The following is a 21,858-nucleotide window of genomic DNA, read 5'->3' as shown; positions in this document are numbered from 1 at the left end:
ATTAACCCCCAAGTTTTGATTTATCACGCACTGCGCCTTTGTCAGCACTGGTTGCCAGACTGGCATAGGCGCGAAGGGCGAAGGAAACCTGACGTTCACGAGCTTTCGGTGTCCAGGCTTTATCGCCGCGGGCTTCCTGTGCTTCACGACGTGCCGCAATCTCAGCATCGCTCAGTTGCAGCTGAATGCCACGATTCGGGATGTCGATAGCAATCATGTCGCCATCTTCAATAATGGCGATATTGCCGCCGCTGGCCGCTTCCGGTGAAACATGGCCAATAGACAGACCTGATGTGCCGCCAGAGAAACGACCGTCGGTGATTAGCGCACAGGCTTTGCCCAGCCCCATTGATTTCAGGAAGGTCGTCGGATAGAGCATTTCCTGCATGCCTGGCCCGCCTTTCGGCCCTTCGTAGCGAATCACCACCACGTCGCCAGCCACCACTTTACCGCCAAGAATCGCTTCGACCGCGTCGTCCTGGCTCTCATACACTTTAGCTGGGCCGGTAAATTTCAGAATACTGTCATCAACGCCGGCGGTTTTAACGATGCAGCCGTTCTCCGCAAAGTTACCGTACAGCACGGCCAGACCACCGTCTTTGCTGTAGGCATGTTCCAGCGAGCGGATACAGCCTTCGGCACGATCATCATCCAGCGTATCCCAGCGACAGTTCTGCGAAAACGCCTGAGTGGTACGTACACCCGCAGGGCCAGCACGGAACATCTCTTTCACCGCTTCGTCTTTCGTCAGCATGACATCATAGCGATCGAGGGTTTGCGGCAGGGTCAGGCCGAGGACGTTTTTCACATCGCGATTCAACAGCCCGGCACGATCCAACTCGCCCAAAATACCCAACACGCCGCCTGCGCGGTGGACGTCTTCCATATGATACTTCTGCGTGCTCGGGGCGACTTTGCACAGTTGCGGCACTTTACGGGACAGCTTGTCGATATCCGTCATGGTGAAGTCGATTTCAGCTTCCTGCGCCGCCGCCAGCAGATGCAGTACGGTGTTGGTAGAGCCGCCCATAGCGATATCCAGGGTCATCGCGTTTTCGAATGCAGCTTTGCTGGCAATATTACGTGGCAGCGCGGAGGTATCATCCTGTTCGTAATAACGCTTGGTCAGCTCAACGATGCGTGAGCCCGCATTCAGGAACAACTGCTTACGATCGGCGTGAGTCGCCAACAGCGAGCCGTTACCCGGCTGCGACAGGCCCAGCGCTTCGGTCAGGCAGTTCATGGAGTTCGCGGTGAACATCCCTGAGCAAGAGCCGCAGGTCGGACAGGCAGAACGTTCAACCTGGTCGCTTTGGTCATCGGAGACTTTCGGGTCAGCGCCCTGAATCATGGCATCAACCAGATCGAGTTTAATGATCTGATCGGAAAGTTTGGTTTTCCCCGCTTCCATCGGGCCGCCAGAAACGAAAATCACCGGAATGTTCAGGCGCAGAGACGCCATTAGCATCCCTGGGGTGATTTTATCGCAGTTGGAGATACAGACCATGGCGTCGGCGCAGTGTGCGTTAACCATGTACTCCACCGAGTCGGCGATCAGCTCCCGGGATGGCAGTGAATAAAGCATACCCCCGTGGCCCATGGCGATCCCATCATCCACGGCGATGGTGTTAAATTCTTTGGCGACGCCGCCAGAGGCTTCAATTTGCTCCGCAACCAGCTTACCAAGATCGCGCAGGTGAACGTGGCCCGGCACGAACTGGGTGAAGGAGTTAACGACGGCGATAATCGGCTTGCCGAAATCGGCGTCGGTCATTCCAGTGGCGCGCCACAGCGCGCGGGCACCCGCCATATTGCGGCCATGAGTGGTTGTGGCGGAACGGTACTTAGGCATGCTTTAGTTACTCCCAATTTCTGTTAAATGGGGCGTTGCGTGTCGCCCCATCTTTTTATGCTTATTGATTAACCTGATCCAACCAGCCCCATTTATCCTCGGTTTCACCGGTGAAGAGGCCAAAGAATGCTTGCTGAATACGTTTGGTGATCGGGCCGCAGCGGCCTTCGCCGACCTGAATACCATCGACACTACGTACCGGCGTGATTTCAGCGGCAGTACCGGACATGAAGACTTCGTCAGCCAGATACAAGGATTCACGAGACAATACTTGCTCGCGCACTTCAAAGCCCAGATCTTTCGCCAGCTTGATGATAGCGTCGCGAGTGATCCCCGGCAGCGCAGAAGAGGTGAACGGCGGAGTAAACAACACGCCATCTTTTACTTCAAACAGGTTTTCACCTGCGCCTTCAGAGATGTAGCCGTTGACGTCCAGCGCGATCCCTTCCTGATAGCCATGACGGCGCGCTTCGCTGCCGACCAACAGAGAAGAGAGGTAGTTACCGCCTGCTTTTGCCGCTGTTGGGATAGTATTTGGTGCAGCACGATTCCAGGAAGAAACCATCGCATCGATCCCCTGATCTAGCGCTTCGGCACCCAGATAGGCACCCCACGGGAACGCCGCGATGATAACGTCAGTGGTATAGCCGTCTGGTGGGTTAACGCCCATGCCAACATCACCGACAAAGACCAGCGGACGGATATAGGCGCTGGTGAGATTATTTTTACGCAGCACTTCACGGCAGGCTTCCATTAGTTCATCAACGCTCTGAGAGACCGGGAAACGATAGATTTTGGCGGAGTCACGCAGGCGCTGCATGTGCTCGCGATGACGAAAAACTACCGGGCCCTTGTGTGAATCGTAGCAGCGGATGCCTTCGAATACAGAAGTGCCGTAGTGCAGCGCGTGGGACATGACGTGTACCTTCGCGTCTTCCCAACGTACTATCTCACCGTTGAACCAGATGTAGTCCGCTTTTTTCGTCGTCATTTCTTTTCCTTTTGCGCTCAGGCGCGAATTTGTTGTGATGTAGGTTGCTGGATCTCGACGCAGGCAACGTCGATCAGTTTGCTTAATTGACTAAACAGTAATTCGACGGGCCGCTGGCTGGCAACGGTCAACTCGATATTAATATTCCGGGCATCGGCAGCCGTTTCCATATTCATGGCGCAAATCTGGAATCCGCGATGGCGCACTACGCGCAGCACACGTTCTAAAGTTTCTGGGTTAGAGCGAGCCTGTAAAGCGACTTGATGTTGCATCATGATAATTTCTCCAGCATTTCTGCGTTACTGGCACCGGGCGGCACCAACGGCCAGACGTTCTCAAGTTCGTCGATTGAGACATGAAGCAGATAAGGCCCCTGGCTCGAAAGCATGGTGTCGAGTGCCGCTTCAACCTGGTCTTTACGGGTGATGTGTTGACCAGGAATGCCGAAGGCGCTGGCCAGAGTAAGGAAATCGGGGTTATCGGTAAGAGTGGTTTCGCTATAACGTTCCTGGAAAAACAGCTGCTGCCATTGGCGAACCATTCCTAAGCGCTGGTTGTCCAGCAGCACAATCTTCAGCGGCAACTGTTTACGTTTTACGGTGCCCAGCTCCTGTACGTTCATCATAAAAGAGCCGTCACCGGAGATACAGATAACCGTATCATCCGGACGAGCCACCTGCGCGCCAACCGCAGCGGGTAAGCCGAAGCCCATCGTGCCCAAACCGCTGGAGGTAATGAAGTTTTCAGGACGCGTGTAGGACATATGCTGCGCTGACCACATCTGATGCTGACCCACATCGGTGGTGACCACGCAATTCACTGGCTTGCGATCGGAAAGCTGCTTTAACAACAGCGGGGCGTAGATAGCATCGCCAGGATGGTCGTAGCGCCAGGCATGCTCAGCACGCAAATCAGCATTACGTTGACGCCAGGTATCGATGGACAGCGGCTGCTGCAGTGCTGGCAGCATCGCATTCAGATCGCCCGTCAGGCCAATATGCACCTGACGAAGCTTGTTCAATTCAGCCGGGTCGATATCCATATGGATAACTTTGGCATGCGGCGCAAAGGTATTCAGCTTGCCAGTCACGCGATCGTCAAAACGCGCGCCCACTGCGATCAGTAGATCGCACTCCTGTACCGCCAGGTTAGCCGCTTTAGTACCGTGCATTCCCAGCATACCCAAATAGTACGGATAGTCGGCGTCCACAACACCCAAACCTTTCAGGGTACTGGTCGCTGGCATTTGCGTCACGGCTAGAAATTCACGTAACGCGGGCACCGCCTGCGCCATACCCACGCCGCCGCCAACGTATAACATAGGTTTCTGGGACTGAGCCAGCATCTGCAAAGCGTATTCGATATCCGCATATGGGAAGTCAACATCATCGGCTACCATGGAGAAATGTGGGTCAAGGTCACCCTGAGCCAATTGGATATCTTTTGGAATATCGACCAATACCGGGCCTGGACGCCCTGAGTTTGCTACATAGAAAGCTTCAGCAATAACGCGCGGCAGTTCTTCCAGCGACTGCACCAGGAAACTGTGTTTGGTGCAAGCCAGCGATAATCCGAGAACATCCACTTCCTGGAATGCATCAGTGCCAATAAACGGAGCGGCGACCTGACCAGTAATGGCAACAACGGGAACGGAATCAAGCAGCGCGTCGGCGAGACCGGTGATCAGATTGGTCGCGCCGGGCCCGGAAGTGGCAATGCATACACCGGTTTTTCCGGTAGCACGGGCATAGCCGATGGCCGCCATCGCCGCCCCTTGTTCATGTCGGCACAGTAAGTGTTCCACACCGCCGTCATACAACGCATCGTAAACCGGCATAATTGCGCCACCCGGATAGCCAAATACCGTGTCGACTCCCTGTGCTCGCAAAGCATGTACAACCCACCGTGCTCCATTCATAGTTACTTCCCCGTCATAGATCGAGAGAAACAGAACATTATGCTACTCATCATCATCTGCTCCTCACTTCTGTTTTTAAGTTATAAAAAAACCCCCGGACCTTTCGGTGCGGGGGTCTTAGTTCGTTAAGGCTTGTTTTTTAAGCCTTTCCTCGTCCAAGTGCAGCCCCGCACGGTGGGATAATAATCACCACCACGCTAATCACGACCAGGCTAATCACTCGTAGAAGGGCTGTCATTTTATGTTCTTTCTGGCTTCATGTTCGAAGGAATACCTAAAGAGTTACCACAGACATCACATTAAACACAAGTTTTTTTTATGGCTGAGTTTATTACCCTGCTAACCATTTCTGAGAAGATAATTGTTTTTAATAAGAAAAATATGAAATGAAAATATTTCAATTTGTGGGGCATGCCACAGCACTTTCTCATATTGCTGACCCACGATTGCCTTCTGCGAGTCAGTTTCCAAAAATGCCTGAAGCGTAACAACTGGCAGTGAATCGACTGGAAGGAGGCATCTAAAATTCAATATTGCTGGATTACTCAGCAAAAAATCCCCGACATAATTCCTGCTATCAGGAGGTTTTATGTCACTTGCCATAGTTTACACACGCGCTGCTCTCGGGATCGGTGCTCCGCTTATCACGATTGAAGTGCATATCAGCAACGGACTCCCTGGCCTGACGATGGTGGGACTTCCCGAAACAACGGTTAGAGAAGCCCGTGACCGAGTGCGTAGTGCAATTATTAACAGCGGCTACACCTGGCCTGCAAAGAAAATCACCATCAATCTGGCGCCAGCCGATCTGCCAAAAGAAGGGGGACGATACGATTTACCTATCGCTCTCGCGCTTCTGGTGGCATCAGAGCAGTTAAATGCTACCAAGTTGAATCAATATGAGTTTGTCGGTGAATTGGCGCTTACAGGCGCCCTACGTGGCGTTCCTGGGGCTATATCCAGCGCGATGGAAGCAATAAAGGCGGGTCGAAAAATAATTGTCTCTGACGAGAATGCTATGGAAGTTGGCTTAATCGGCGGTAGCGACTGCCTTATTTCCGGACATCTACAGGAGGTCTGTGCTTTTCTCGAAGGAATAAACCCTCTGAATTTTCCTATCCAGGAAGGAGAATGTTCGAATGAGACATTAGTGGACCTTCGTGATGTCATTGGTCAACAGCAAGGGAAGCGTGCGCTGGAAATCATCGCTGCAGGTGGCCATAACTTGCTGATGATAGGCCCGCCAGGCACTGGTAAAACCATGCTCGCCAGTCGTCTACCGGGTCTGCTGCCGCCGCTGAGTAACCAGGAAGCGCTGGAAAGCGCAGCAATACTCAGTCTGGTCAATTCAAGCCATGCAACGAAACAGTGGCGTCGTAGGCCGTTCCGCGCCCCACATCACAGTGCATCTCTTGCCGCCATGGTGGGCGGAGGGTCAATCCCCGCGCCAGGGGAGATTTCCCTTGCCCATAATGGGATTCTGTTCCTTGATGAGCTACCCGAGTTTGAACGTAGGGTACTGGATGCGTTGCGAGAGCCAATTGAGTCAGGGATCATTCATATTTCTCGTACCCGCGCAAAAATCGATTATCCAGCGCGTTTCCAACTCATCGCCGCAATGAACCCTAGCCCGACAGGGCATTATCAAGGCCAGCATAATCGTACATCACCAGAACAGATTCTGCGTTACCTGGGGCGTTTATCCGGCCCCTTTCTTGACCGCTTTGATCTCTCTCTGGAAATTCCACTCCCACCACCGGGGGTATTAAGTCAGGGTACAAGCGAAGAAGAGGACAGCGCCAGCGTACGGCTGCGGGTTTTGGCGGCACGCGAAAGGCAGTTATCCCGACAGAAGAAACTTAATGCGCACCTGGGGAATAACGAAATGAAAGTCTGGTGTCAGCTACATAAAGACGATGCTATGTGGCTGGAGCAGACCTTGTCGCAACTTGGACTCTCGATACGAGCCTGGCAGCGTCTACTCAAAGTTGCCCGAACCATTGCCGATCTTGAGCAGGTGGAACACATCAAACGCTATCATTTGCAGGAAGCCCTCGGCTATCGAGCTATAGACCGGATGTTGATCCATCTACAAAAACTAATGGCATAAAAAAAGGGCTTACGCCCTTTTTTCTTAATCATCGCTTTCTGTGTAATCTTCCGTACCTTCCACCTGCGGTTTCCCGCCGGACAGAGTATGAAAACGTTTTGGACGCTTAATACGCGCCATATACTTAATCCAGACGCGTTCTATCTCAGTTGCTGGCTCACGTTCGCCGCGACATACCGAAACAAACTGTTTTTCATCTTCGGTAACGGGCTCGCGTTTACCCAATTCGAGTTCATTAAAGGCATAACCATGACGTTCCAGCAGTTGCGCCTCTTTGATGGTGAAATCTCCATGACGGGAAAACCCGCGCGGATAATTTTTATTGTCGAAAAAACGATTAGTTGTCGTAAAGCTTTCCGCCATCCTACACGCTCCTGATTCTTTGGCCGAGCTATTTATGGCGCGGAGTATTAGTTACGCTTGACAGAGCGTCAAACAAAACATTTAAATCATCACGACAAATAATTTTGTGGAGAAGAGTGTGGATACGGAATTGCTCAAGACTTTCCTTGAGGTGAGCAGAACTCGTCACTTTGGCCGGGCTGCGGAGGCGCTTTATCTGACACAGTCAGCAGTTAGCTTTCGTATTCGCCAGTTGGAGAACCAGCTGGGCGTGAATCTTTTCACCCGTCATCGTAACAACATCCGCCTGACTCCAGCTGGAGAAAAACTGCTGCCCTATGCTGAAACCCTGATGAATACCTGGCAGGCCGCGCGTAAGGAGGTCGCAAATTCTTCCCGGCATAATGAATTTTCGATAGGTGCCAGTGCTTCTCTTTGGGAGTGCCTACTCAATGAATGGCTTGGGAAGCTCTACACTGAACCCTATAACCTGCAGTTTGAGGCGCGGATTGCACAGCGGCAATCGCTGGTCAAACAGCTGCACGAGCGCCAGCTTGATCTGCTGATCACGACAGAATCGCCGAAGATGGATGAACTAAGCAGCCAGTTACTTGGCAACTTTACACTCGCACTTTATTGCACATCGCCGACTAAAAACAAAAATGAATTGAATTATCTACGCCTGGAATGGGGACCTGATTTTCAACAAAATGAAGTAGGATTGATCGGTAATGACGATATACCTCTGCTAACGACCAGTTCTGCGGAATTAGCCTACCGGCAGCTCAGTGCGCTCAAGGGATGCACATGGCTGCCAGTACGGTGGGCACAGGAGAAAAGCGGCTTGTATACGGTTACGGATAGCGTGACGCTTTCACGCCCTCTGTATGCAATTTGGCTACAAAACAGCGATAAGCAGACGCAGATTCGCGAGATCCTGAAAAGCAGTATTTTAGGATAAGATCAATCCTCCATGGATGGGGGATATGAGGAATAATAACGAGGAAAATTAAAGACAAAAAAAATCCTTTGCCTAAGCAAAGGATTATTATATGGCAGGGGCGGAGAGACTCGAACTCGCGACACCCGGTTTTGGAGACCGGTGCTCTACCAACTGAGCTACGCCCCTAAATTTTCTTATCATTAAGCCTGCTAGATTAGCAGGCTTAATTTTCTAATAAGTGGCGGAACGGACGGGACTCGAACCCGCGACCCCCTGCGTGACAGGCAGGTATTCTAACCGACTGAACTACCGCTCCACCGAATTTCTTTACAACCACCGGTTTAATGCCCCGGTTTCACTTGCTAATTTGATGCCTGGCAGTTCCCTACTCTCACATGGGGAGACCCCACACTACCATCGGCGCTACGGCGTTTCACTTCTGAGTTCGGCATGGGGTCAGGTGGGACCACCGCGCTGTCGCCGCCAGGCAAATTCTGTTTATCTGTATCAAGCTGAATCTCTCTCAATTCCGCCAAAACATCTTCGGCGTTGTAAGGTTAAGCCTCACGGTTCATTAGTACCGGTTAGCTCAACGTATCGCTACGCTTACACACCCGGCCTATCAACGTCGTCGTCTTCAACGTTCCTTCAGGACTCTCAAGGAGTCAGGGAGAACTCATCTCGGGGCAAGTTTCGTGCTTAGATGCTTTCAGCACTTATCTCTTCCGCATTTAGCTACCGGGCAATGCCATTGGCATGACAACCCGAACACCAGTGATGCGTCCACTCCGGTCCTCTCGTACTAGGAGCAGCCCCCCTCAATTCTCCAGCGCCCACGGCAGATAGGGACCGAACTGTCTCACGACGTTCTAAACCCAGCTCGCGTACCACTTTAAATGGCGAACAGCCATACCCTTGGGACCTACTTCAGCCCCAGGATGTGATGAGCCGACATCGAGGTGCCAAACACCGCCGTCGATATGAACTCTTGGGCGGTATCAGCCTGTTATCCCCGGAGTACCTTTTATCCGTTGAGCGATGGCCCTTCCATTCAGAACCACCGGATCACTATGACCTGCTTTCGCACCTGCTCGCGCCGTCACGCTCGCAGTCAAGCTAGCTTATGCCATTGCACTAACCTCCTGATGTCCGACCAGGATTAGCTAACCTTCGTGCTCCTCCGTTACTCTTTAGGAGGAGACCGCCCCAGTCAAACTACCCACCAGACACTGTCCGCAACCCGGATTACGGGTCCACGTTAGAACACCAGCCATTAAAGGGTGGTATTTCAAGGATGGCTCCATGCAGACTGGCGTCCACACTTCAAAGCCTCCCACCTATCCTACACATCAAGGACCAGTGTTCAGTGTCAAGCTATAGTAAAGGTTCACGGGGTCTTTCCGTCTTGCCGCGGGTACACTGCATCTTCACAGCGAGTTCAATTTCACTGAGTCTCGGGTGGAGACAGCCTGGCCATCATTACGCCATTCGTGCAGGTCGGAACTTACCCGACAAGGAATTTCGCTACCTTAGGACCGTTATAGTTACGGCCGCCGTTTACCGGGGCTTCGATCAAGAGCTTCTCCTTACGGATAACCCCATCAATTAACCTTCCGGCACCGGGCAGGCGTCACACCGTATACGTCCACTTTCGTGTTTGCACAGTGCTGTGTTTTTAATAAACAGTTGCAGCCAGCTGGTATCTTCGACTGATTTCAGCTCCATGAGCAAGTCACTTCACCTACCATCAGCGTGCCTTCTCCCGAAGTTACGGCACCATTTTGCCTAGTTCCTTCACCCGAGTTCTCTCAAGCGCCTTGGTATTCTCTACCTGACCACCTGTGTCGGTTTGGGGTACGATTTGATGTTACCTGATGCTTAGAGGCTTTTCCTGGAAGCAGGGCATTTGTTACTTCAGCACCGTAGTGCCTCGTCATCACACCTCAGCGTTGAATGACGTTCCGGATTTACCTGGAACATCCGCCTACATGCTTAAACCGGGACAACCGTCGCCCGGCTAACATAGCCTTCTCCGTCCCCCCTTCGCAGTAACACCGAGTACAGGAATATTAACCTGTTTCCCATCGACTACGCCTTTCGGCCTCGCCTTAGGGGTCGACTCACCCTGCCCCGATTAACGTTGGACAGGAACCCTTGGTCTTCCGGCGAGCGGGCTTTTCACCCGCTTTATCGTTACTTATGTCAGCATTCGCACTTCTGATACCTCCAGCAGCCCTCACAGGCCACCTTCAACGGCTTACAGAACGCTCCCCTACCCAACAACACATAGTGTCGCTGCCGCAGCTTCGGTGCATGGTTTAGCCCCGTTACATCTTCCGCGCAGGCCGACTCGACCAGTGAGCTATTACGCTTTCTTTAAATGATGGCTGCTTCTAAGCCAACATCCTGGCTGTCTGTGCCTTCCCACATCGTTTCCCACTTAACCATGACTTTGGGACCTTAGCTGGCGGTCTGGGTTGTTTCCCTCTTCACGACGGACGTTAGCACCCGCCGTGTGTCTCCCGTGATAACATTCTTCGGTATTCGTAGTTTGCATCGGGTTGGTAAGTCGGGATGACCCCCTAGCCGAAACAGTGCTCTACCCCCGAAGATGAGTTCACGAGGCGCTACCTAAATAGCTTTCGGGGAGAACCAGCTATCTCCCGGTTTGATTGGCCTTTCACCCCCAGCCACAAGTCATCCGCTAATTTTTCAACATTAGTCGGTTCGGTCCTCCAGTTAGTGTTACCCAACCTTCAACCTGCCCATGGCTAGATCACCGGGTTTCGGGTCTATACCCTGCAACTTAACGCCCAGTTAAGACTCGGTTTCCCTGCGGCTCCCCTATACGGTTAACCTTGCTACAGAATATAAGTCGCTGACCCATTATACAAAAGGTACGCAGTCACCCAACAAGTGGGCTCCTACTGCTTGTACGTACACGGTTTCAGGTTCTGTTTCACTCCCCTCGCCGGGGTTCTTTTCGCCTTTCCCTCACGGTACTGGTTCACTATCGGTCAGTCAGGAGTATTTAGCCTTGGAGGATGGTCCCCCCATATTCAGACAGGATACCACGTGTCCCGCCCTACTCTTCGAGTTCACAGCCTGTGTGTTTTTGTGTACGGGAGTATCACCCTGTACCCTGCGACTTTCCAGACGCTTCCACTAACACACAAACTGATTCAGACTCTGGGCTCCTCCCCGTTCGCTCGCCGCTACTGGGGGAATCTCGGTTGATTTCTTTTCCTCGGGGTACTTAGATGTTTCAGTTCCCCCGGTTCGCTTCGTTAAGCTATGTATTCACTTAACGATAGTGTGTCGAAACACACTGGGTTTCCCCATTCGGAAATCGTCGGTTATAACGGTTCATATCACCTTACCGACGCTTATCGCAGATTAGCACGTCCTTCATCGCCTCTGACTGCCAGGGCATCCACCGTGTACGCTTAGTCGCTTAACCTCACAACCCGAAGATGTTTCGTAAAACACTTCATGATTGCGAAAATTTGAGAGACTCGAACACACCGTCATGCTGTTCTTATTACGGAGAACAGACGCAGCGTGTCGTTTCAATTTTCAGCTTGATCCAGATTTTTAAAGAGCAAAACTTCGCAGTGCACCTTTTCAGGTACACTCTGAAGTTTTCTTGTTTTTTGCAGTAAAAGGATGGTGGAGCTATGCGGGATCGAACCGCAGACCTCCTGCGTGCAAGGCAGGCGCTCTCCCAGCTGAGCTATAACCCCATCGTAAAAACTTATCTCTGTACCGATAATTTGTCCTGAGACAAGGCGTGGAATGACGAAGCATACTGACGTATGCGAGTCGTTTCACAACACAGTATCAGGGCAAATTTGGTAGGCCTGAGTGGACTTGAACCACCGACCTCACCCTTATCAGGGGTGCGCTCTAACCACCTGAGCTACAAGCCTGCAGAGATTTTTTACTGCTAATTTTTCATCAGACAATCTGTGTGGACACTACAAAGGCAGGTTCTTTAAGGTAAGGAGGTGATCCAACCGCAGGTTCCCCTACGGTTACCTTGTTACGACTTCACCCCAGTCATGAATCACAAAGTGGTAAGCGCCCTCCCGAAGGTTAAGCTACCTACTTCTTTTGCAACCCACTCCCATGGTGTGACGGGCGGTGTGTACAAGGCCCGGGAACGTATTCACCGTGGCATTCTGATCCACGATTACTAGCGATTCCGACTTCACGGAGTCGAGTTGCAGACTCCGATCCGGACTACGACATACTTTATGAGGTCCGCTTGCTCTCGCGAGGTCGCTTCTCTTTGTATATGCCATTGTAGCACGTGTGTAGCCCTACTCGTAAGGGCCATGATGACTTGACGTCATCCCCACCTTCCTCCAGTTTATCACTGGCAGTCTCCTTTGAGTTCCCGGCCGGACCGCTGGCAACAAAGGATAAGGGTTGCGCTCGTTGCGGGACTTAACCCAACATTTCACAACACGAGCTGACGACAGCCATGCAGCACCTGTCTCAGAGTTCCCGAAGGCACCAAAGCATCTCTGCTAAGTTCTCTGGATGTCAAGAGTAGGTAAGGTTCTTCGCGTTGCATCGAATTAAACCACATGCTCCACCGCTTGTGCGGGCCCCCGTCAATTCATTTGAGTTTTAACCTTGCGGCCGTACTCCCCAGGCGGTCGACTTAACGCGTTAGCTCCGGAAGCCACTCCTCAAGGGAACAACCTCCAAGTCGACATCGTTTACAGCGTGGACTACCAGGGTATCTAATCCTGTTTGCTCCCCACGCTTTCGCACCTGAGCGTCAGTCTTTGTCCAGGGGGCCGCCTTCGCCACCGGTATTCCTCCAGATCTCTACGCATTTCACCGCTACACCTGGAATTCTACCCCCCTCTACAAGACTCTAGCCTGCCAGTTTCGAATGCAGTTCCCAGGTTGAGCCCGGGGATTTCACATCCGACTTGACAGACCGCCTGCGTGCGCTTTACGCCCAGTAATTCCGATTAACGCTTGCACCCTCCGTATTACCGCGGCTGCTGGCACGGAGTTAGCCGGTGCTTCTTCTGCGAGTAACGTCAATCACTGCGGTTATTAACCACAATGCCTTCCTCCTCGCTGAAAGTACTTTACAACCCGAAGGCCTTCTTCATACACGCGGCATGGCTGCATCAGGCTTGCGCCCATTGTGCAATATTCCCCACTGCTGCCTCCCGTAGGAGTCTGGACCGTGTCTCAGTTCCAGTGTGGCTGGTCATCCTCTCAGACCAGCTAGGGATCGTCGCCTTGGTGAGCCATTACCTCACCAACAAGCTAATCCCATCTGGGCACATCTGATGGCATGAGGCCCGAAGGTCCCCCACTTTGGTCTTGCGACGTTATGCGGTATTAGCTACCGTTTCCAGTAGTTATCCCCCTCCATCAGGCAGTTTCCCAGACATTACTCACCCGTCCGCCGCTCGTCACCCGAGAGCAAGCTCTCTGTGCTACCGCTCGACTTGCATGTGTTAGGCCTGCCGCCAGCGTTCAATCTGAGCCATGATCAAACTCTTCAATTTAAGTTTGATGCTCGTGAATTAAACTTCGTAATGAATTACGTATGTTCACTCAGAGACTTGGTATTCATTTTTCGTCTTGCGACGTTAAGAATCCATGTCACTTTGAGTGCCCACACAGATTGTCTGATAAATTGTTAAAGAGCAGTGCAACGCGGCTTTCGCTCACCGTTGCGAGGTCCCGTATAATACGTTTTCCTCATTCAGAGTCAAGCGTTTAATTTCGCTTTTCTCTGCCGGTGTTCATCGCTGAACCCCGCTAACCCGGCGGCCTGTAAGCCGTTGTTCCGTGTCAGTGGTGGCGCATTATAGGGAGTTCTGAGAAGTTGACAAGCCCTGTTTTCAAAAAATCTTTCAACCGTCTCTTTTTTGCGCAAAACACCCTTAGAGCGGCAGTTTTTCCAGCGATTCGAAGCCATAGCGCCGCAGAACGGGTAAAAGTTGTTCAGTTTCTGCCGTCAACGCCATGCAGTACGCAATATTCGCATCACTAGATTTTGCATCCGGCGCTTCATGCTCCAGTAGCCAGGCCGTTCGACGCGCAATGGCCGCACCGGAGTCGATCATTCTCGTCCCCTCAGGCAGAACTTGTTGCAACTCGTCATGTAATAGAGGGAAGTGCGTACAGCCCAGCACAACAGTATCTGGAGGTTCCTGCATCCTCAGCCAGGGCCGCAGGATACGACGCAGCTCATCCAGCGGGACTGGCTCACCATGCAGTTTAGCTTCCGCCAGTTCCACCAGCTCCGCCGACCCCAGCATCTCGATCCGACACTCATTAGCAAAACGGGCAATAAGTTCGCGTGTATAAGGACGCTTTACTGTCCCGCGCGTTGCCAGCAGACCCACAATACCATTCGCCGTCAAGCGTGCTGCCGGTTTTATTGCCGGGACAACACCAACGACGGGAAATGCGAATTTATCGCGCAGTGCGGGGAGGGAAACGGTACTTGCGGTATTACAGGCAATAACAGCCAGCGCCAGCGGGTAATGCTGCTGAACAGCGGTCACGATCTCAAGGACTCGTTCAACAATAAACTCTTCGCTTTTCTCACCGTATGGAAAAGCGACGTTATCGAAAGCGTAGATGTAATGGAGTTCCGGCAGGAGATGCCGAATCTCATTATATACCGACAACCCACCGACGCCGGAATCAAACACCAGCACGGTGGGACGTGGTTTAGAAGGTGTAGCTGCCAGACAAGGTGTATTCCCGTCCTGCAGTTGAGTAGCCATATGCTGTCTCGTAATCTTTATCGAACAGGTTGGCTATTTTACCACGAACTGCCAGGTGTGAGGTGACAGGATATGACAATCCGACATCCCATAGGCTTACGCCACCCAGTTTAACGCGACTAGAGGAGCCTGTTGTCTCATCATAGTCGTTGTCATAGCGCTGACCCAGATATTGGTAAGCGATATTCCAGCCGAGGTCATAAACCTGCCCGGTGACTTCATACTTCACCTGCTGTTTCGCTCGGCGAGCAAGAACCTGGTTGGTTTCATCGTCACGAGGATCAGTATATTGCAGCGTCAGGTGATGCTCTACCGGGCCAGTCGTGATGTTCCCTGTCCACTCCAGACCTTTAATGGTGGCCGACTTCACATTGATATACTGGTTGACGTTGTTCGTGCTTTTATAATCAATCAGGTTTTGAATTTCATAGTGGTATGCTGAGATTTTCCAATCCAGTGGCCCCGTAATCCCATCAATTCCCGCTTCCCACTGTTTAGACTCTTCCGGTTTTAGATCCGGGTTTGCTGCAATACCTGAATAATATTGCGATGCATAACGCGTCGCGCCGAATTGCTGCCCTAAAGATGGCGCCAGGAAGCTAGTACCATAAGAAAGCGTTGCGCGATAACCATCAACAAATTCCCAGCCCGCCGCAGTTTGCCACGTGCCGTGCCAGCCGAACTGCTCATCGTGATCTTCACGACCCGAGGCTTCCAGCGTGACGGTATTGATCTGTTGCTGCCCGGTCAAATAAAGCCCTGTGGTGTCGCGTTTGTAGATATCAGATTTCGTCGTACTGCTGGAAGTCAGCTTTTCCTGTTTCCAGTCAACACCACCGCTTACTGAACCATGTCCTACTTCAAAGTTGTTACCCCACTGAATATAACGCTGTTCCATGTCATCCAGCGTAGCATCACCCGCATAGCGGCCAAGGTTGCTACTGTAGTTATAATTTTTAAGGTGCTGATAGTTCGCAATTAGCTGAGAGGAATAGATGCCCGAGTTATAACGCAGTCCAGTGTCCCAGGATTGGTTATAGTTCTGACTCTCGTCGTTACCAGCAGGAGAACCATACATCGTATCCTGATCGTAATCGTTGTTAGCCGTGTATCCATAACCACGGAAGAAACCCGAGAAACTCTCGTCAAACTTGTGCTGTACGGCACCCCAGAACAGTTTGTTGCGATAACCATCACGGTCGCTGTCGCCGCTGTAAGGGGAATCTGGTTTGACGTTGAAGCCCTTGGCCGTCTGATAGGCGCCTGCCGCCGTCACCATCGTGTCGCCAAAACGTTTATTTACCGCTCCATCATAAGTCTGGTAGCCATTCGACCCCATCCCGGCATTGATCTGCGCGTGTTCATCGTCACTCATGGTAATGATGTTGACCACACCACCAATCGCCCCCGAACCGTAAACAGCAGAACGCGGCCCGCGGATATACTCAACACGCTGCACCAGGGATACCGGAATCTGGCTAATGTCAATGGCGTTACCAATACCTGCCCGCGCCATTGGGATCCCATCAATCAGCACCAGCACATGACGTGCTTCCGTACCGCGAACGTAGAGAGAAGAACTGCTCCCCATCCCGCCGGTCTGCGAAATATCCACCCCCGGCAGGCGACGCATCACATCATTAAGATCTTTTGACTGCCAGCGCTGAATATCTTCCCGCGTAACAACATCCGTTGGCGCAAGGACCGTATTGACCGGCTGTTGAAAACGGTTTGCCGTCACCACTAACGTATCTGAATTGCTGTCTTGCGCCCAAGCGGAAAATGCCGTGACGGAGAGGGCCGTCATCAGCGAAGCCTTTTTAATCATTTTAAAAGCATCCGTAATATACAAAGGATGCCGCCGGCTACTATCAGTAGTACGCGATGATAGAAACCAAATGCGACGTGTTCCGGCAGGTCTTCGGGCTTGGGGTGTGTTATGGATGAAGACTTCCCGCTAAACCACCGCAGTGTCTGCATAATGCGCTCATCCCACTGTTCCTTACCGCTGCGCGTCAGCTCCAGATTTACACTGGATTCCCTATTAACACATAGGACCGGTAACATGATGCTATAATTAGAAACATATAGATGTCCAGACTTCTATCGTTATATTTCTGAATATCATCAGGGCTGGACATCCCCGACACTTTCCCTACAATCCCCGCGTACTTATTTTATTCAGGATGCATCATGACCCCCGAACACCTTCCTACCGAACAATATGAAGCACAGCTGGCAGAAAAAGTCGTCCGTTTGCAGAAAATGATGGCCCCTTTTGCCGCCCCGGTTCCGGAAGTGTTTCGTTCACCGGTCAGCCACTATCGTATGCGCGCAGAATTCCGCATCTGGCACGATGGCGATGACCTGTACCACATCATGTTTGATCAGCAGACCAAATCCCGTATTCGCGTCGATACCTTCCCGGCGGCCAGCGAACTGATTAATCAGCTGATGGCCGCCGTAATTGAGGGCGTGCGCGACAATCCGGTGCTACGCCATAAGCTGTTTCAGGTCGATTATCTGACCACGATGAGCAATCAGGCCATCGTGTCGCTGCTGTACCATAAAAAGCTCGACGACGAGTGGCGTCAGCAAGCAGAAATCTTCCGCGATGCGCTACGCGCGCAAAATCTGAACGTGCATCTGATTGGCCGCGCGACTAAGACCAAAATCGAGCTGGATCAGGACTATATAGATGAGCGTCTGCCGGTCGGTGGGCGTGAAATGGTCTACCGCCAGGTTGAGAATAGCTTCACCCAACCAAACGCGGCGATGAACATTCAGATGCTGGAATGGGCGGTCGAATCAACTAAAGGCGCAACCGGTGATTTGCTTGAGCTGTACTGCGGTAACGGCAACTTTTCCCTGGCGCTGGCGCGGAATTTCGAACGCGTGCTGGCAACGGAGATTGCCAAACCGTCCGTGGCGGCGGCGCAATACAACATTGCGGCTAACCATATTGATAACGTGCAGATTATCCGTATGGCGGCAGAAGAGTTCACCCAGGCGATGAACGGCGTGCGGGAGTTTAACCGTCTGCAAGGTATTGATCTGAAAAGCTATCAGTGTGAGACGATTTTTGTCGATCCACCGCGCAGCGGGCTGGATAGTGAAACGGAGAAAATGGTGCAGGCCTATCCGCGGATCCTGTATATCTCCTGCAATCCAGAAACCTTATGCAAGAACCTGGAAACGCTCAACGAGACGCACGAAGTCACGCGCCTGGCGCTGTTCGATCAGTTCCCATATACCCATCATATGGAATGCGGCGTACTGTTAACGAAGAAGTAGATGTCAGTAACCCGGCAACATCATGGTTGCCGGGAAAATTCAGCAGAATTACTCCGCAACCGCGCTCTTACGGTTACGCACCTTGTAGCCGATCCAGAACACCATAATCACCGACAGTACGGCCGGGAAGAAGTTAGAACCGATGTCCGGATATTCCGCACGCACTACGGTGCTATAAAGCAGCACGCCAAGAATGAAGCACGCGGCGGCCAGCCCCGGTAAACCCACGGGCATACTGCGGTTTTGATAGCGCTGATGCAGACAGTAAACCGTCAGCACTAACGATAAAATCGGGAAAACAGAAAATGAGACTACTGAGCTGAACAGCGCAGCGAAGGTTCCATTAATGGATAACCCTGCGATCAGCGCCAGCAGCAGCGTACCTTTATCTTGAACTGAGTGTTTCATTGCTCGTCCTTCACGTTATTCGGAATGATTTGATTTTTTTCTTGTTCACGGCGATACCAATAATACGCGCCTTTCGAGATCATTCTGAGCTGGAGTACCAGTCGCTCTTCAAGCTGTCGACGCAATTCCGGGCTTACATCCAGAGCCTCGGCGCCAGCACTAAATACGATGGTGACCATAGCTTCAGCCTGCGCTTCAGTAAAGGCGCGCGGCATGTGGTTTTCGATTTCTAAATAGTCAGCAAGTTCCGCGATAAAATGCTGAATTTCGCGGGCGACTGCGGCACGAAACGCGGCGGACGTACCGGAGCGCTCACGCAACAGCAGACGGAAGGCATTTGGGTTATTGCCGATGAACTCCATAAAGGTAGAAACAGAAGTGCGAATCACACTGCCGCCTTTAGCAATACGCTGTCGCGCCTGGCGCATCAGCTGGCGTAGCATAAGCCCGCTTTCATCTACCATCGTCAGACCGAGTTCATCGACGTCACGAAAATGTCGATAGAAGGACGTCGGGGCAATCCCCGCTTCCCGCGCAACTTCACGCAGGCTCAAGCTGGCAAAACTCCGTTCAGCACTTAGCTGGCTAAATGCGGCTTCCACCAGCGAACGCCGGGTTTTTTCTTTTTGTTGCGCTCTTACGCCCATCACGTTGTCTGAATCCTTCCAAAGGCCCTGTCGGCACTATACCAGAGATTAGAACTAATCGGTTTACACTGGATTGTGAATGATTGTTTACGAGCTGTTTCTGCTTTTATGACGCAAAAAAGCACAACGATAATTGGGTTAAAGCCCACCGAATGTTATCATCGTGTTTATTTTATGTATAAAACAGGTGAGTAATGCCATGTCACACTCTTGGGATTATGATGCAATTGTGATTGGTTCAGGCCCTGGCGGAGAAGGTGCTGCTATGGGGCTGGTGAAACAGGGAGCACGCGTTGCCGTCATTGAGCGCTACCATAACGTCGGCGGCGGTTGTACCCACTGGGGCACCATCCCATCGAAAGCCCTCCGCCATGCCGTTAGCCGTATTATTGAATTTAACCAGAACCCTCTCTACAGCGACCATTCCCGTCTTCTTCGTTCTTCCTTCGCCGACATTCTGAACCATGCCGACAGCGTCATTAACCAGCAAACCCACATGCGTCAGGGTTTCTATGAGCGCAACCACTGTGAAATCCTGCAGGGCAATGCGCACTTTGTCGATGAACACACGCTTGCGCTTGAATGCCACGACGGCACCGTTGAAACGGTCACGGCGGAAAAATTCGTCATTGCCTGTGGTTCACGTCCCTACCACCCTACGGATGTCGATTTCTCACACCCGCGCGTTTATGACAGCGACTCGATCCTCAGCCTGCACCATGAACCACGGCATGTGATCATCTATGGCGCCGGAGTGATCGGCTGCGAATATGCATCGATCTTCCGCGGTATGGAAGTCAAAGTCGATCTGATCAACACCCGCGATCGCCTGCTGGCGTTTCTCGACCAAGAAATGTCCGACTCGCTCTCCTATCACTTCTGGAACAGCGGCGTGGTGATTCGTCACAATGAAGAGTACGAGAAAATTGAAGGTGTTGACGACGGCGTCATCATGCATCTGAAATCCGGCAAAAAGTTGAAAGCGGACTGCCTGCTGTATGCCAACGGCCGCACCGGGAATACCGACTCGCTGGCGCTGGAAAACATCGGCCTGCAAACCGATAGCCGCGGTCAACTGAAGGTCAACAGTATGTATCAAACCGCCCTGCCGCATATTTATGCCGTGGGTGACGTGATTGGCTATCCGAGCCTGGCATCCGCCGCTTACGATCAGGGGCGTATCGCTGCCCAGGCGCTGGTCAAAGGTGAAGCCTCCGCGCATTTAATTGAAGATATCCCTACCGGGATTTACACCATTCCGGAAATCAGCTCCGTCGGCAAAACCGAACAGCAGCTCACGTCCATGAAGGTGCCTTATGAGGTGGGACGTGCGCAGTTCAAACATCTGGCGCGAGCGCAAATTGTCGGCATGAGCGTTGGGACGCTAAAGATCCTGTTTCATCGCGAGACGAAAGAGATCCTCGGCATTCATTGCTTTGGCGAGCGCGCGGCCGAAATTATTCACATCGGCCAGGCGATTATGGAGCAGAAAGGTGGTGGTAACACCATTGAGTACTTCGTTAACACCACCTTTAACTACCCGACAATGGCAGAAGCCTATCGGGTAGCCGCGTTGAATGGCTTAAACCGCCTGTTTTAACGCTGTATCGAAATGGCCATCCATCTTACCGCGGATGGCCTCCGCCAGATGTTCATAGCGGCTACGCAGCGGCGAACCAGGACGATAAACCAGCCCGACGGTACGTCGTGGTTCCGGCTTAATGCACGGCACATAGACGACACCATCGCGTTTTCTCTCCTGCGGCACGGCAAGGGCAGGCAGCAGGGTTATACCGCTACCGGCAGCAACCATGTTACGCAGCGTTTCGAGACTGGTTGCCCGAAAATGGGTATCTTCATCAGCACCAGCTTCAAAACAAAAACCCATCGCCTGATCGCGCAGACAGTGGCCATCTTCCAGCATCAGCAGCTTTTCCCCAGCCAGTTCCGACATCGGCACACGGTCACGGTTCGCCCATGGGTGATCTTCGTAGATAGCCAGCAGCATCGGCTCATCAAATAGCGGTACCTCAATAAAGGCTTCGCTCTCTTTGACCAATGCCAGAATCGCGCAGTCGAGCTTACCGCTGTCGAGTTGCGCCAGCAGCTGATGGGTTTGCGCTTCATGCAGATACATTTCCAGCTTTGGAAAGGTCTGGTGCAGCATCGGGATAATCAGTGGCAACAGATAAGGCCCAATTGTCGGGATCAGGCCAATATGCAGCGGCCCGGACATGGACTCTCCCTGTTGGCTTGCCATTTCCTTGAGCACTTTGACTTCGCGTAACACAGTACGCGCCTGGTCCACCAGCAACAGCCCGGCCTGGGTGAACAGAACCTTACGACTGGTGCGCTCCAGCAACATGACGCCAAGCTCATCCTCCAGCTTACGGATTTGTCCGCTGAGAGTGGGTTGGCTAACGTGGCAGGAGTCTGCCGCACGCCGGAAGTGGCGATGTTCGGCTAGCGCTACCAGGTATTCAAGATCGCGAATATTCATTATTCATCCTCCATTGCCACGATAGTCCATGGCGATATATAGAATAGCAATGAACGATTATCCCTATCAAGTTTTCTGTT

The 21,858-nt window shown here is 52.2% G+C and carries 14 protein-coding genes, 4 tRNA genes, 3 rRNA genes, 1 pseudogene and 1 riboswitch; of the genes and pseudogenes, 4 read left to right on the top strand and 18 right to left on the bottom strand.

What is annotated here, in order from left to right; all coding sequences use genetic code 11:
- Window position 1 precedes the first annotated feature (1 nt).
- The 5 genes from ilvD to ilvL all read right to left on the bottom strand — a co-directional run bounded on the left by ilvD (window position 2) and on the right by ilvL (window position 4,999).
- Window positions 2-1,852 (bottom strand): dihydroxy-acid dehydratase, encoded by a 1,851-nt coding sequence (ilvD, locus tag HV127_RS07815; RefSeq protein ID WP_182235527.1) that lies wholly within the window; start codon window positions 1,850-1,852, stop codon window positions 2-4.
- Between the two features lie 61 nt (window positions 1,853-1,913).
- A complete protein-coding gene (locus HV127_RS07810) occupies window positions 1,914-2,843 on the bottom strand; it encodes a branched-chain amino acid transaminase (protein WP_182235526.1) in 930 nt (309 codons plus the stop codon).
- A 17-nt stretch (window positions 2,844-2,860) separates the two neighbouring features.
- A complete protein-coding gene (gene ilvM / locus HV127_RS07805; RefSeq protein WP_110276910.1) occupies window positions 2,861-3,118 on the bottom strand; it encodes an acetolactate synthase 2 small subunit in 258 nt (85 codons plus the stop codon).
- Window positions 3,115-4,761: an acetolactate synthase 2 catalytic subunit gene (gene ilvG, locus HV127_RS07800; RefSeq protein ID WP_182235525.1), complete on the bottom strand. Its 1,647-nt coding sequence runs from the start codon at window positions 4,759-4,761 to the stop codon at window positions 3,115-3,117. The genes ilvM and ilvG overlap by 4 nt, the downstream gene beginning before the upstream one ends.
- A gap of 139 nt (window positions 4,762-4,900) precedes the next feature.
- Window positions 4,901-4,999, bottom strand: a complete 99-nt coding sequence (ilvL, locus tag HV127_RS07795; RefSeq protein ID WP_001311244.1) for an ilv operon leader peptide — start codon at window positions 4,997-4,999, stop codon at window positions 4,901-4,903.
- Between the two features lie 351 nt (window positions 5,000-5,350).
- On the opposite strand from ilvL, the gene HV127_RS07790 reads away from it, so the two are divergent.
- Window positions 5,351-6,871 (top strand): YifB family Mg chelatase-like AAA ATPase, encoded by a 1,521-nt coding sequence (locus HV127_RS07790; RefSeq protein WP_182235524.1) that lies wholly within the window; start codon window positions 5,351-5,353, stop codon window positions 6,869-6,871.
- 24 nt (window positions 6,872-6,895) lie between these two features.
- On the opposite strand, the gene HV127_RS07785 is transcribed toward HV127_RS07790, so the two are convergent.
- The gene (locus HV127_RS07785; protein ID WP_110276913.1) at window positions 6,896-7,234 is read right to left on the bottom strand and encodes a DUF413 domain-containing protein; all 339 of its coding nucleotides are present in this window, start codon (window positions 7,232-7,234) and stop codon (window positions 6,896-6,898) included.
- Window positions 7,235-7,352: 118 nt separating this feature from the next.
- On the opposite strand from HV127_RS07785, the gene hdfR reads away from it, so the two are divergent.
- Window positions 7,353-8,174 carry an HTH-type transcriptional regulator HdfR gene (gene hdfR, locus HV127_RS07780; RefSeq protein WP_182235523.1) on the top strand — a complete coding sequence of 274 codons (822 nt, stop codon included), beginning with the start codon at window positions 7,353-7,355 and terminating at the stop codon, window positions 8,172-8,174.
- Window positions 8,175-8,266: 92 nt separating this feature from the next.
- On the opposite strand, the gene HV127_RS07775 is transcribed toward hdfR, so the two are convergent.
- From HV127_RS07775 to btuB, 9 genes are all read right to left on the bottom strand, one after another.
- A tRNA-Trp gene (locus HV127_RS07775) sits at window positions 8,267-8,342 on the bottom strand.
- Window positions 8,343-8,395: 53 nt separating this feature from the next.
- Window positions 8,396-8,472, bottom strand: a tRNA-Asp gene (locus tag HV127_RS07770).
- Between the two features lie 56 nt (window positions 8,473-8,528).
- A 5S ribosomal RNA gene (gene rrf, locus HV127_RS07765) occupies window positions 8,529-8,644 on the bottom strand.
- A 65-nt stretch (window positions 8,645-8,709) separates the two neighbouring features.
- A 23S ribosomal RNA gene (locus HV127_RS07760) occupies window positions 8,710-11,616 on the bottom strand.
- Between the two features lie 207 nt (window positions 11,617-11,823).
- Window positions 11,824-11,899, bottom strand: a tRNA-Ala gene (locus HV127_RS07755).
- Window positions 11,900-12,008: 109 nt separating this feature from the next.
- A tRNA-Ile gene (locus HV127_RS07750) sits at window positions 12,009-12,085 on the bottom strand.
- Window positions 12,086-12,156: 71 nt separating this feature from the next.
- Window positions 12,157-13,696: ribosomal RNA gene (locus HV127_RS07745) — 16S ribosomal RNA — on the bottom strand.
- Together the 16S, 23S and 5S rRNA genes with 4 tRNA genes alongside form the textbook arrangement of a ribosomal RNA operon.
- 381 nt (window positions 13,697-14,077) lie before the next feature.
- Complete coding sequence (gene murI / locus HV127_RS07740; protein ID WP_182235522.1) at window positions 14,078-14,929, bottom strand: glutamate racemase; 852 nt, start codon at window positions 14,927-14,929, stop codon at window positions 14,078-14,080.
- Window positions 14,874-16,757, bottom strand: a complete 1,884-nt coding sequence (gene btuB / locus HV127_RS07735; RefSeq protein WP_182235521.1) for a TonB-dependent vitamin B12 receptor BtuB — start codon at window positions 16,755-16,757, stop codon at window positions 14,874-14,876. Before btuB ends, murI begins: the two co-directional genes overlap by 56 nt.
- 66 nt (window positions 16,758-16,823) lie before the next feature.
- A riboswitch (cobalamin riboswitch) is annotated at window positions 16,824-17,006 on the bottom strand.
- Window positions 17,007-17,122: 116 nt separating this feature from the next.
- Between btuB and trmA the strand changes: the two genes are divergently transcribed.
- A complete protein-coding gene (trmA, locus tag HV127_RS07730) occupies window positions 17,123-18,223 on the top strand; it encodes a tRNA (uridine(54)-C5)-methyltransferase TrmA (RefSeq protein ID WP_182235520.1) in 1,101 nt (366 codons plus the stop codon).
- A 48-nt stretch (window positions 18,224-18,271) separates the two neighbouring features.
- Here trmA and HV127_RS07725 read toward each other — a convergent pair whose 3' ends face one another.
- Window positions 18,272-18,631, bottom strand: a complete 360-nt coding sequence (locus HV127_RS07725; protein WP_181484189.1) for a YijD family membrane protein — start codon at window positions 18,629-18,631, stop codon at window positions 18,272-18,274.
- Window positions 18,632-18,646: 15 nt separating this feature from the next.
- Window positions 18,647-19,281: pseudogene (gene fabR, locus HV127_RS07720) on the bottom strand (HTH-type transcriptional repressor FabR).
- Window positions 19,282-19,477: 196 nt separating this feature from the next.
- On the opposite strand from fabR, the gene sthA reads away from it, so the two are divergent.
- Window positions 19,478-20,878, top strand: a complete 1,401-nt coding sequence (gene sthA, locus HV127_RS07715; protein WP_182235519.1) for a Si-specific NAD(P)(+) transhydrogenase — start codon at window positions 19,478-19,480, stop codon at window positions 20,876-20,878.
- Here sthA and oxyR read toward each other — a convergent pair.
- Complete coding sequence (oxyR, locus tag HV127_RS07710) at window positions 20,861-21,778, bottom strand: DNA-binding transcriptional regulator OxyR (protein WP_112216369.1); 918 nt, start codon at window positions 21,776-21,778, stop codon at window positions 20,861-20,863. The two genes, sthA and oxyR, sit on opposite strands and share 18 nt — an antisense overlap.
- Between the last annotated feature and the right edge of the window lie 80 nt (window positions 21,779-21,858).

Source organism: Klebsiella sp. RHBSTW-00215 (assembly GCF_014103785.1).
Classification (GTDB): domain Bacteria; phylum Pseudomonadota; class Gammaproteobacteria; order Enterobacterales; family Enterobacteriaceae; genus Klebsiella.
This window is presented reverse-complemented; position numbering and strand designations above follow the sequence as displayed.